This window comes from Bacillus sp. FSL K6-3312, from assembly GCF_038007485.1.
Lineage (GTDB): Bacteria > Bacillota > Bacilli > Bacillales > Bacillaceae > Bacillus > Bacillus pumilus.
In genome coordinates this window covers 3,191,320-3,203,379 of sequence record NZ_JBBOXI010000001.1, presented here as the reverse complement: position 1 = coordinate 3,203,379, position 12,060 = coordinate 3,191,320, and the positions used below count along the sequence as shown (strand labels likewise).

At 41.1% G+C, this 12,060-nt stretch carries 15 protein-coding genes and 1 riboswitch; of the genes, 13 read left to right on the top strand and 2 right to left on the bottom strand.

Going from position 1 to position 12,060, the window contains the following annotated elements; translation table 11 throughout:
* Positions 1-91 precede the first annotated feature (91 nt).
* The 13 genes from MHI11_RS16925 (at position 92) to sufB (ending at position 10,339) form a co-directional block, all read left to right on the top strand.
* Positions 92-436: a toprim domain-containing protein gene (locus MHI11_RS16925; protein ID WP_044140882.1), complete on the top strand. Its 345-nt coding sequence runs from the start codon at positions 92-94 to the stop codon at positions 434-436.
* Positions 437-448: 12 nt separating this feature from the next.
* Positions 449-751 (top strand): thioredoxin family protein, encoded by a 303-nt coding sequence (locus MHI11_RS16920; protein ID WP_340961723.1) that lies wholly within the window; start codon positions 449-451, stop codon positions 749-751.
* 120 nt (positions 752-871) lie between these two features.
* The gene (locus MHI11_RS16915) at positions 872-1,213 is read left to right on the top strand and encodes an SCP2 sterol-binding domain-containing protein (RefSeq protein WP_003212918.1); all 342 of its coding nucleotides are present in this window, start codon (positions 872-874) and stop codon (positions 1,211-1,213) included.
* A 102-nt stretch (positions 1,214-1,315) separates the two neighbouring features.
* Positions 1,316-1,424: riboswitch (SAM riboswitch) on the top strand.
* A 154-nt stretch (positions 1,425-1,578) separates the two neighbouring features.
* Positions 1,579-2,604, top strand: a complete 1,026-nt coding sequence (locus tag MHI11_RS16910) for a methionine ABC transporter ATP-binding protein (protein ID WP_340961721.1) — start codon at positions 1,579-1,581, stop codon at positions 2,602-2,604.
* Positions 2,597-3,265: a methionine ABC transporter permease gene (locus MHI11_RS16905; protein WP_044140880.1), complete on the top strand. Its 669-nt coding sequence runs from the start codon at positions 2,597-2,599 to the stop codon at positions 3,263-3,265. The genes MHI11_RS16910 and MHI11_RS16905 overlap by 8 nt, the downstream gene beginning before the upstream one ends.
* A 14-nt stretch (positions 3,266-3,279) precedes the next feature.
* Positions 3,280-4,101 carry a methionine ABC transporter substrate-binding lipoprotein MetQ gene (gene metQ, locus MHI11_RS16900; protein WP_044140879.1) on the top strand — a complete coding sequence of 274 codons (822 nt, stop codon included), beginning with the start codon at positions 3,280-3,282 and terminating at the stop codon, positions 4,099-4,101.
* 117 nt (positions 4,102-4,218) lie between these two features.
* Entirely contained in the window at positions 4,219-4,587 is a 369-nt protein-coding gene (locus MHI11_RS16895; RefSeq protein ID WP_003212803.1) for a carboxymuconolactone decarboxylase family protein, read from the top strand.
* A 215-nt stretch (positions 4,588-4,802) separates the two neighbouring features.
* The gene (locus tag MHI11_RS16890; protein WP_162839378.1) at positions 4,803-4,940 is read left to right on the top strand and encodes a hypothetical protein; all 138 of its coding nucleotides are present in this window, start codon (positions 4,803-4,805) and stop codon (positions 4,938-4,940) included.
* A gap of 210 nt (positions 4,941-5,150) precedes the next feature.
* Entirely contained in the window at positions 5,151-5,936 is a 786-nt protein-coding gene (gene sufC / locus MHI11_RS16885; RefSeq protein ID WP_044140878.1) for a Fe-S cluster assembly ATPase SufC, read from the top strand.
* 18 nt (positions 5,937-5,954) lie between these two features.
* On the top strand, positions 5,955-7,268 hold the full coding sequence (sufD, locus tag MHI11_RS16880; RefSeq protein WP_044140877.1) for a Fe-S cluster assembly protein SufD: 1,314 nt from the start codon (positions 5,955-5,957) through the stop codon (positions 7,266-7,268).
* Entirely contained in the window at positions 7,268-8,488 is a 1,221-nt protein-coding gene (locus tag MHI11_RS16875) for a cysteine desulfurase (protein WP_340961719.1), read from the top strand. The genes sufD and MHI11_RS16875 overlap by 1 nt, the downstream gene beginning before the upstream one ends.
* Positions 8,478-8,924: a Fe-S cluster assembly sulfur transfer protein SufU gene (gene sufU / locus MHI11_RS16870; RefSeq protein WP_003212941.1), complete on the top strand. Its 447-nt coding sequence runs from the start codon at positions 8,478-8,480 to the stop codon at positions 8,922-8,924. Before MHI11_RS16875 ends, sufU begins: the two co-directional genes overlap by 11 nt.
* Positions 8,925-8,941: 17 nt before the next feature.
* Positions 8,942-10,339: a Fe-S cluster assembly protein SufB gene (sufB, locus tag MHI11_RS16865; RefSeq protein ID WP_003213112.1), complete on the top strand. Its 1,398-nt coding sequence runs from the start codon at positions 8,942-8,944 to the stop codon at positions 10,337-10,339.
* Between the two features lie 78 nt (positions 10,340-10,417).
* Here the strand turns inward: sufB and MHI11_RS16860 are convergent, their stop codons facing one another.
* Together MHI11_RS16860 and MHI11_RS16855 are read right to left on the bottom strand one after the other, a co-directional pair.
* The gene (locus MHI11_RS16860) at positions 10,418-11,569 is read right to left on the bottom strand and encodes a site-specific integrase (protein WP_340961717.1); all 1,152 of its coding nucleotides are present in this window, start codon (positions 11,567-11,569) and stop codon (positions 10,418-10,420) included.
* 35 nt (positions 11,570-11,604) lie between these two features.
* Positions 11,605-12,048, bottom strand: a complete 444-nt coding sequence (locus tag MHI11_RS16855; RefSeq protein WP_340961715.1) for an ImmA/IrrE family metallo-endopeptidase — start codon at positions 12,046-12,048, stop codon at positions 11,605-11,607.
* Positions 12,049-12,060: the final 12 nt, after the last annotated feature.

Sequence of the window (12,060 nt, the reverse complement as noted above, 5' to 3'; positions counted from 1 at the left end):
TTTTAGTGCAAGCGCCTAATCTTTACAACCTGAATGAAAAATTGTAATCTAAGGGAGAAGTGAACAACGTCAAAAGGGCCGGGTGATCGTGATGAATGTAGAGGTAGAAAAGGTCATCATTGTAGAAGGTAAAACAGACAAACAAAAGCTAAAAGAAGTCATAAGTGAACCTGTTACCATCATTTGCACCAATGGCACGATCAGTACATCGAAGCTGGATCAGCTCGTAGACGAATTATTGGGGAAAGACGTTTACATATTAGCAGACAGTGACGATGCAGGCGACAAACTGCGGAAGCAATTTCGAAAAGAATTCCCTGAAGCACTTCATCTTTTTGTCGACAGAACGTACCGCGAAGTGGCCGCTTCACCGTCAGCCCACATTGCATCTATCCTATTAGCTGCAAACATTGATGTTCATTCGAAATATATATGAGGGTGGACGTATATGAAAGAGATTGAAGAACACGAATTCAAGGAGATAAAGGACGATTTATTTCTTTTATACTTATATACACCGTTTTGCGGAACATGTCAGCTGGCAAAGAAAATGCTGGCTCTCGTAGACACCATGCAGCCGGATGTACCATTTTACGAAAACAACTTAAACTACTCACCAGACTTTGCGAAGGCTTTTGAGATCGAAAGTGTTCCTTGCTTTCTACTGTTTAAAAAAGGTGAGCTGGTGCAAAAAGGCTATGCCTTTCACTCCGTTCCATATCTTCATGAAATGATTGAAACCGCTAAATAAAGCGGTTTTTTGTCATATTTCAAGCACTTCATCTGAAAATTTGTCGAGTTATTTATAAAGGACAAGCGAATGTTTGTAGAGAAATGTTATGTATAACCAAATGACAGGGAGGTTATACATGTGGAAAAAGTGAAAACCCATGGAAACACAGGGCAGCGATTATTGCTAAAGCCGCTGCTCTCATCATCATCCTTGAAGATTACATTTGAGGCGGAAACTGACTCTTGTACATTGATTGTGGATGAGCGTGGTGAAGTGAAGAAACTACCTGCAATTGAGTTATCGGATCTCATCTTTTATGGTGAGAGAAAAGAAATACTTCAATTATTAGATGGAGATATGTCCTTACAGCAGTTAATTAGCAGGGGACAAGTGAAAGTAAAAGGGTCATTCCGTGCGCTCCTAAGACTAGAGGCGGTACTTTGGCTGACGAACGGTTTTTTTCGAAAAATGATAACTTAGTCGTTTACTTGGAAATTAGCGATTTACAGCGTTGACATATCTCGGGTAGCATGATATTCTACGTTAGTAAAAACATGAACATCACATAAAACAACATATTTTCTCTTATTAAGAGAGGTGGAGGGACGTGCCCTATGAAACCCGGCAACCGTCAGCATAGCTGAAATTGGTGCCAATTCACTCAAAGCCGCAATGCTTTGAAAGATGAGAGAAAGGCGTATTGAACATAAAAGGCCTTTCTGCTTGCGTTGCAGTTAGGTCTTTTTTACTGACCTCACGTCAGGCACGAGGCATGGCAGCAGGAAGAATAAATAACGTATGTGATGGCAACCTATAGATTCAGCAAGAAAGCAGGTGAACAGACTGTGATCCATTTACAGAATGTATCAAAAACGTACCACTCAAAAAGCGGAAATGTTGATGCCGTGAAAGACGTCAACTTGGATATCGATAAAGGTGAAATATTCGGAATTATCGGGTATAGCGGTGCCGGAAAAAGCTCGCTTATTCGCCTATTAAACGGTCTGGAGCTGCCAACAGCAGGAATTGTTGAAGTGGCAGGAAACCGGATCAATGAAGTACCAAATGCGAAACTTCGGAAAGCAAGACAAGAAATCAGCATGATTTTCCAGCACTTCAACCTACTTTGGTCGAGAACGGTGAGACAAAATATTATGTTCCCGCTTGAGATCGCAGGTGTAAAGGCATCAAAACAAAGAGAACGTGCGAATGAACTGATTAAATTGGTCGGTTTAGAAGGAAAAGAAAATGCGTATCCGTCTCAGCTAAGCGGCGGACAAAAGCAGCGTGTGGGAATTGCGAGAGCATTAGCAAATGATCCAAAGGTTCTTCTTTGTGACGAAGCGACGTCAGCGCTTGATCCGCAAACAACGGATTCTATCCTTGAGCTTTTAGCGGATATCAATAAACGATTAGGGCTCACGATTGTGCTGATTACGCACGAAATGCACGTTATTCGCAAAATTTGTCATCGCGTAGCGGTGATGGAGAATGGACGCATTGTCGAAGAAGGCGAAGTATTACGCGTCTTCAGACAGCCGAAGGAAGAAATGACGAAGCGATTTGTACAGCAGCTTGCTGAACCAGAGGAAGCGAAAGAAACAATCGAGCACGTCTTAGAGCGTGTAAAAGAAGGTCGGGTCGTACGGTTGTCCTTTATTGGCGATTCTGCCGAGCAGCCGCTCATCACTGAAATCGTTCGATCCTTCCAGGTCGATGTGAACATCCTTCAAGGAAAGATTTCTCAAACGCAGGAAGGCGCGTTTGGAACACTCTTTATCCATATTAATGGAGAAGAGACCGAGGTAGAAAAAGCCATCGCCTATATCCAAAGTAAACAGGTTGAAATTGAGGTGATGACACATGTTTGAGAAATGGTTTCCGAACGTTGATTTAGATGTCATTTGGAATGCAACGGGTGAAACAGTCTATATGACACTCATTTCATTGGCGTTTGCATTTGTTATCGGAATTATTCTTGGACTCCTGCTTTTCCTTACAGGAAAAGGCGGTCTTTGGGAAAATAAACCGATCAATGCTGTCATCGGTGCAGTCGTCAACATTTTTAGGTCGATTCCTTTTATCATTTTAATTATTCTTTTATTAGGGTTCACGAAATTCTTAATGCATACAATTCTAGGTCCAAATGCAGCACTCCCTGCCCTTGTCATTGGGTCAGCTCCATTCTATGCACGTCTTGTCGAAATTGCACTGCGTGAGGTAGACAAAGGAGTCATTGAAGCAGCACGGTCAATGGGAGCGAAAACGTCGACCATCATTTTCAAAGTATTGCTACCAGAATCATTGCCAGCCCTCATTTCAGGTATTACCGTAACAGCGATTGCTTTAATTGGCTCAACTGCGATTGCAGGTGCAATTGGAGCAGGCGGACTTGGTGACCTTGCTTATGTGGAAGGATACCAATCTGGTAATACAGATGTCACACTTGTAGCCACTGTGTTTATTCTCATCATCGTCTTTATTATTCAAATAATCGGTGATTTGATTACAAATAAAATTGATAAACGTTAAGGGAGGATTTATTCATGAAGAAATTGATTTTAAGTGCACTATTTCTAGCATTTGCAGGCATCTTAGCTGCATGCGGTTCATCTAATAACGCAAGTGATAGCAAAACCATTACGGTTGCCGCTTCAAAAACACCACATGCCGAAATTCTTGAAGAAGCAAAACCACTTCTAAAAGAAAAAGGCTACGATCTAAAAGTGAAAGTACTTAGTGATTATAAAATGTACAACAAAGCGTTAGCTGAAAAAGAAGTGGATGCAAACTTTTTCCAACATATCCCTTACTTAAACGAAGAAAATAAATCAAACAAAGATTACAACCTAGTTAGTGCCGGTGCGGTTCACCTTGAGCCTTTCGGTATCTACTCTAAGAAGTACAAATCAGTAAAAGATATTCCAAACGGCGGCACGATTATCATGACAAACAACGTAGCTGAACAAGGACGTATGCTTACCCTGCTTCAAAATGCAGGTGTCATCAAGCTTGATCCGAAGGTTGATACAATCAATGCAACGGTAAAGAACATCAAAGAAAACCCAAAGAATCTAAAGTTCAAAAAAATCGCTCCTGAACTAACAGCGAAAGCTTATGAAAACAGTGAAGGTGATGCTGTGTTTATTAACGTCAACTATGCGATTCAAAATAAATTGAATCCGAAAAAAGATTCAATTGAACTTGAGCAAACAAAGAACAACCCATATGCAAACATCGTGGCTGTTCGCAAAGGTGAAGAAAAATCAGATAAGATCAAGACGTTAATGGAAGTTCTTCACTCTGATAAAATCAAAGAATTCATCGACAAAAAATATGACGGTGCAGTTCTGCCTGTATCTGAATAATGTATCTAGCTGATACGCTAAAAAACCTCGCTTTCATCAAAGCGAGGTTTTTTGTGTATTTTTTCAAATCTCGCTCATAATAAAAATGTACAAATGACCTGAAGGGATGGAATGAAGATGAATGAACAGCATATGAGCGGATCCATGCAGCAATCACTGACTGATTATAAAACGGCAATGGGTGAATTTCAGAAGAAAATGCCGGTGTTTGGGAAGAAATTCAATGAATTCACGGAGCAGTGCTTTCAGAGCGATTCATTAACGCAAAAGGAAAAACAAATGATTGCCCTTGGCATCAGTATTCATGCACAGGATGAATACTGCATGATTTATCATACAAAGGGAGCGCTCGACCAAGGCGCGACAGAAGAGAATTTGCTAGAGGTCGTCAGTGTGGCAGCAGCGTTCGGCGGCGGTGCTGCACTAAGTCAAGGCATCACAGTTGTTCAGCAATGTATTGACGAATTTGGAGGACAGACGCATTAAGGGAAGGATAAGATGGCATTTTTCCATCTCAGGGAGTTGAGTCGTTCTCAGCCGATTGTGTGAGAAAATATGCCAGCATAGCGCGTCATATCCCTTTTGAGTGAAGCCGCATGCCTTTGATACAATAAAGCTACACTCAAAGAAGGGAATGGTTTATTATTTGTTCGGACCATAGTACACTGGGATTGGATTATACCGCCGAGATGGAAAAGGCCATGCATAAGGCTCATGGCATGAGCTATGCAGAGTACGAAAGAGACCATGACTTACGGATGAAAGTGGAATATAAACGAGAGCAGTCCTATCGAGATGAGAAAAGGCAGCTCGCAAAAATGAATATACGAGGCTATTGATAGCTAAGGGGCGGGGAGAACAGTTTCCCGTCCTTTCTTTATGGAAACAGTCTTTTCGACATAAATCCTTTTATCCACCTGCATTTTTTGTTAGAATTTTGAGAGCATCCTCTCACGTATATCGTGAATGTGTTGTATTCAGTTTTAATTTGTTATAAAATTAGAATGAGAATAAATTGAGAATAATGATTATTTTGGAGGTATCGATATATGACTGCTTCGACATTAACAATTAAGGACTTGCACGTTGAGATTGAAGGGAAAGAAATCTTAAAGGGTGTAAACCTCGAGATAAAAGGTGGAGAATTCCACGCAGTAATGGGACCAAACGGTACAGGTAAATCAACTTTATCTGCTGCCATTATGGGTCATCCTAAATATGAAGTAACAAAAGGCAGCATTTTGCTTGATGGCGAAGATGTACTTGAAATGGAAGTAGATGAGCGCGCTCAAGCAGGTCTTTTCCTTGCGATGCAATACCCATCTGAAATTAGTGGTGTGACAAATGCGGACTTCCTTCGTTCTGCTATTAACGCTCGCAGAGAAGAAGGCGATGAAATCTCTCTAATGAAATTCATCCGCAAAATGGACGAAAACATGGAGTTCCTTGAAATGGACCCAGACATGGCGCAGCGCTACCTAAACGAAGGTTTCTCAGGCGGGGAGAAAAAACGCAACGAAATTCTTCAATTAATGATGATTGAACCAAAAATTGCGATCCTTGACGAAATCGATTCTGGTCTTGATATCGATGCGTTGAAAGTGGTTTCTAAAGGGATTAACAGATTGCGCGGCGAAAGCTTCGGCTGCTTAATGATCACTCACTATCAGCGTCTACTGAACTACATCACACCAGATCACGTTCATGTCATGATGCAAGGACGTATCGTGAAATCTGGCGGACCAGAGCTTGCACAACGTCTAGAAGCAGAAGGCTATGACTGGATTAAAAAAGAGTTAGGAATTGAAGACGAAACTGTTGGTCAAGAAGCGTAAGCGTTAGGAGGATTATTGATGACATTAGAAACGAAATTATCAGTAGATCAAGATTATGTCAAAAGCTTCTCCGAGAAGCATCAGGAACCGGCATGGATGAGTTCCCTTCGCTTACAGGCTCTTGAAAAAGCAGAAGACCTTCCAATGCCAAAGCCTGACAAAACGAATATTTCTAAATGGAATTTAACCAATTTCAAACAGCATACAGTCGAAAGTGCGCCATTTGGATCATTAGAAGAGCTTCCTGAAGAAGTGAAATCTCTCATTGATTTAGAGGACGCGGATAAGACAGTCTACATTCAGCGTGATCAAACGCCAGCATACTTGTCCCTTTCAACGGAAGCGAAAGACAAAGGCGTGATCTTCACTGATCTTCATACAGCGATCCGCGAACATGGAGATCTAGTGCAGAAATACTTCATGACTGATGCAGTGAAAGTAGATGAGCATAAACTAACCGCTTTACATGCTGCTTTAGTGAATGGCGGAGCTTTCCTTTATGTACCAAAAAATGTAGAACTTGAAGCCCCAATTCAAGCCATCTACCTGCATGAAAATGACGACACGACTTTGTTCAACCATGTCATCGTCGTAGCAGACGATCATAGTGCAGTCACATATGTAGAAAACTACATCAGTACAGCAAAACCTGAAGAAGCAATCTTCAATATCGTGTCCGAAGTGTTCACGGGAGCTAATGCCCGCGTCACTTACGGTGCAGTAGATAACCTTTCAGAAGGTGTCACAGTCTATGTGAACAGACGCGGTATGGCAAATGGCCGTGACAGTAAAATCGAATGGGCGCTTGGCTTGATGAATGATGGAGACGTCGTGTCTGAAAACATCACAAAGCTTATGGGCGACGGGACATTCGGTGATACAAAATCAGTTGTTGTCGGCCGCGGGAATCAAACGGAAAACTTTACAACAAGCATCATCCACTTCGGTAAAAACTCTGAAGGGTATATCTTGAAGCATGGTGTGATGAAGGATCAAGCATCCTCTATCTTTAACGGAATTGGTAAAATCGAGCATGGCGCAACGAAGTCAAATGCCGAGCAGGAATCACGTGTTCTCATGCTGAGTGAGAAAGCACGCGGTGACGCAAACCCGATTCTATTAATTGATGAAGATGATGTAACAGCAGGGCATGCTGCTTCTGTTGGACGTGTCGATCCAATTCAACTGTATTACCTCATGAGCCGCGGGATTTCCAAAGAAGATGCAGAAAGACTTGTGATTTATGGCTTCTTAAATCCAGTCGTCAAAGAACTGCCGATTGAAGGAGTTAAAAAGCAGCTCGTTTCTGTGATTGAAAGGAAAGTAAAATAATGAATATCAAAGACGTTCGTGAGCAGTTTCCAATCCTTCATCAGCAAGTGAACGGACATGATTTGGTGTATTTGGACAGTGCGGCGACTTCTCAAAAACCAAGAGTGGTCATTGATGCAATGAATGAGTATTACCGGTCTTACAACTCGAACGTCCACCGGGGTGTTCATACCCTTGGAACAAAAGCAACGGACGCATACGAGGGTGCCAGAGAGAAAGTTCGTGCATTCATCCGTGCTTCATCTGTCCAGGAGATTATTTTTACTAGAGGTACAACAACCGCACTGAATACAGTGGCGGTCAGCTATGCCAGAGCAAACCTCAAAGAAGGCGATGAGATTGTCATTACGCACATGGAGCATCATGCGAATATCATCCCTTGGCAGCAAGCGGCAAAAGCAACTGGCGCCACATTGAAATATATTCCGTTACAGGAAGACGGCACGCTATCGCTTGAAGATGTGAAGCAAACGATCACACATCAAACGAAAATCGTCGCTGTCACACATGTCTCAAACGTACTAGGAACCATCAACCCGATTAAAGAAATCGCTAAAATTGCACACGATCATGGTGCCATTATTGTCGTCGATGGTGCGCAAAGCACGCCGCACATGCAAATTGATGTTCAAGATCTAGATTGTGACTTTTTCGCATTCTCTGGGCATAAAATGTGTGGACCGACTGGCATCGGTGTACTTTACGGGAAGAAGGACCTTTTGAATAATATGGAGCCTGCTGAGTTTGGTGGTGAAATGATCGACTTTGTGGATCTGTATGATTCTACTTGGAAAGAGCTGCCGTGGAAATTTGAAGCGGGAACACCGATTATTGCCGGAGCAGTTGGACTAGGAAAAGCGATTGATTTCTTAAATGACATTGGTATGGAAGAAGTCAGCCGTTACGAGCATCAGCTTGCCACTTATGCGCTTGAGCGCTTTAAGGAGCTTGAAGGTGCGACTGTTTATGGACCGCAGCACCGAGCTGGACTTGTGACGTTTAACTTAGACGACGTCCATCCACATGATGCGTCAACTGTTCTGGATACGGAAGGTGTCGCCATTCGTGCTGGACACCACTGTGCACAGCCGCTCATGAAATGGCTTGGTGTATCAGCAACTGCAAGAGCAAGCTTCTATCTGTACAATACAGAAGAAGAGATTGACGAGCTCATCGCAGCGCTCCGTAAGACAAAGGAGTATTTTACGAATGTCTTTTAATGTAAACTTAGACACACTGTACAGACAAGTGATTATGGATCATTATAAAAATCCGAGAAACAAAGGTGTGTTAAACGACAGCATTGTCGTCGATATGAACAACCCAACGTGTGGTGACCGCATTCGTCTCACGATGAAAATCGAAGACGAAAAGGTCATGGATGCGAAATTTGAAGGAGAAGGATGCTCGATTTCAATGGCATCTGCCTCTATGATGACGCAGGCGATTAAAGGGAAAGATATTGAAACAGCTTTGAAAATGTCTCAGATTTTCTCCGATATGATGCTAGGAAAAGAATACGACGATTCCATTGATCTTGGTGACATTGAGGCGCTGCAGGGAGTGGCAAAATTCCCTGCCCGCATCAAATGTGCAACATTATCCTGGAAGGCGCTTGAAAAAGGCGCATCTGCCGAAGATAACGGCAAATCATAAGATTGGAGTGAAAATGGATGGCTAAAAAAATGCCAGATGTTGGTGAATATAAATACGGCTTTTCTGATAAAGACGTTTCCATTTTCCGTTCAGAGCGCGGACTGACAAAAGAGATCGTTGAAGAAATTTCTCGTATGAAAGAAGAGCCTCAGTGGATGCTCGACTTCCGTTTGAAATCTCTTGAGCTCTTTTACAACATGCCGATGCCACAATGGGGCGGAGATTTAAATGCATTAAACTTTGATGAAATTACGTACTACGTAAAGCCATCAGAGCGCTCTGAGCGTTCTTGGGATGAAGTACCAGAAGAAATCAAAGAAACCTTTGATAAGCTTGGGATCCCAGAAGCAGAGCAAAAGTACTTAGCAGGTGTATCTGCTCAGTATGAATCTGAAGTTGTGTATCACAACATGAAGCAAGACCTTGAAGATCTAGGCATTGTGTTTAAAGATACAGACAGCGCATTAAAAGAGAACGAAGACATCTTCCGTGAGCACTGGGCAAAAGTCATTCCTCCGACTGACAACAAATTTGCTGCGCTTAACTCGGCTGTATGGTCTGGTGGTTCATTTATCTACGTACCAAAGGGCGTCAAAGTAGATACACCACTTCAAGCATACTTCCGTATCAACTCTGAAAACATGGGTCAGTTCGAGCGTACACTCATCATCGTTGATGAAGGCGCACATGTGCATTACGTAGAAGGCTGTACAGCACCAGTTTACACAACAAACTCACTTCACAGTGCGGTTGTTGAAATCGTCGTGAAAAAAGGCGGCTACTGCCGTTATACAACGATTCAAAACTGGGCAAACAACGTCTTCAACCTTGTCACAAAACGTACAGTATGTGAAGAGAATGCGACAATGGAATGGATTGATGGAAACATCGGTTCTAAGCTGACAATGAAATATCCAGCGGTCATCCTAAAAGGTGAAGGCGCTCGTGGTATGACATTAAGTATTGCCCTAGCAGGTAAAGGTCAGCACCAAGATGCAGGTGCGAAAATGATTCACCTTGCACCAAACACATCTTCAACGATCGTATCGAAATCGATTTCCAAACAAGGCGGTAAAGTCACATACCGCGGAATCGTTCACTTCGGACGTAAAGCAGAGGGCGCACGCTCAAACATCGAGTGTGACACACTCATCATGGATAACAAATCAACATCTGATACGATTCCTTACAATGAAATCTTAAACGACAACATTTCATTAGAGCACGAAGCCAAGGTTTCAAAAGTATCAGAAGAGCAGCTATTCTACTTGATGAGCCGCGGAATTTCTGAAGAAGAAGCAACAGAAATGATCGTCATGGGCTTCATCGAGCCATTCACAAAAGAACTACCAATGGAATATGCCGTTGAAATGAACCGCTTGATTAAGTTTGAGATGGAAGGTAGTATAGGTTAACCGTTGATATACCGGGGATTAAAGGTGTTTAGGCATTGTATTTATATTAAGCACCCACAAAACACCCACAAAATTTAATTAATGAACATACCGCAGATACATTTCCATTGCCTGGTCTTCAATTTTTTTGGTGACATGGAGGTACGTATCTGCGGTTGTTTTTATGCTAGAATGTCCTAACCGTTCCGATACATATTTAATATTTACGCCTGCTTCTAAAAGGTGTACAGCGTGGCTATGTCTCAAGGCATGTGGAGACAGAACGGGAAGATTAGCTCTTTTACAGACTTCTTTGAAATACTCCCTCACAACATTTGTTTTTAACCATTTACCCTCATGCTGAAAGAATATAGTGTTATCATCGGGTTGAACGTAATTAGTGTACATTAAAACAACTTCATTTCTGTTTACTCTGTGTTTTTTTAACAATGTTACTGTTTGATCATCCAGTTTTATTGTTCTGTAACTAGATTGTGTTTTAGGTGTTGAAATGTAAGGTTGAGTGTTCAAGGGATATACTAGAGTTTTATCGACTGTTAACTCTCCGTTTTTTAAATTTATATCATCCCATGTTAATGAAAGAGCTTCTCCAATCCGTAAACCTGTTCTTGCTATTAAAGTGAAAAGGACGTAATACTGAATTGAATGTGCATATTTTGTATTCTTAACAGGTGTTTTTACTTGATTTAGAAATCTTTCAGTTTGTGAAAGAGTGAAGTATTTTAATGCTTTTTTCTGCTCCTTCTTTTTAGGTATTTTTATGTTTTGCAACGGGTTTTCTCGAAGGATTCTAAAATCATGTACAGCTTCATTTAAAGCTGAATTCATTATACTGTGAATTCTTCTAATAGTTCCTTCGCTATATTTTTCAATCAATTCATTTAACCATTTTTGATATTCATTCCGTTCAATATCTCTTAAACGATAATGTTCCCATCTAGGTAGAATATTGATTCTAATAGTTCTTTCTTGTAAAGAGTAGGTTGTTTTTTTTACGGATGGCTTTTTATATACTTCTAACCAAACGGGAAAGTATCCCCCGACTGTTTCGTTTGTTGAATCAAAACCAACATATTCAAGATCGTGCGCCGTTTGTTCCGCAGCGATCCTAGCCTCTTTTTTTGTTCTAAATCCCCTTTTTGATTTCTCTTTATACTTTTCCGTTCTTTTATCTTTATATCTAATTCTATATTCCCAAGTACCGTTTTCATGTTGTCTGAAACTAGCCAAGATAGTTCACTCCCTGCTTTTATTTTCAGATCAATTCAAGAACGTTTGTTCGGTTTTTTGTTTAAAAAAATACTATGGTAATTTTGTACAAGTTCTTTTGGAATCCCATAATCCTTAAATTCACAATAAGTAATGCCCCTTTGAACGGAAGAAAACAACAAATGCATTGCGAAAAAGTTTGCTTCCAGTTCAATTTTTTCAGTGGAAAAGAAAGTGTTTCTTTTCAAGAATGGAGTATTAGAGTCGCTATGAAGCAATGCATGTCCTAGTTCATGAGCGCAAACAAAAAAACTAGATTTTTCACTTACCTTTTCATTTATGTGAATGAATTTAGTACGAAAATGTTTGCTGTAATATCCCAGGGTATTCCCTAAGTCTTCATGAATTGTAATGATTCCAAGTTTATTGGCAATGAAAAAAGGATCAGTTGATTTAAATCTACTTTTTAATTTTGAAACAGTTTCAGTAATATCGCCCATGATTTAAAATAT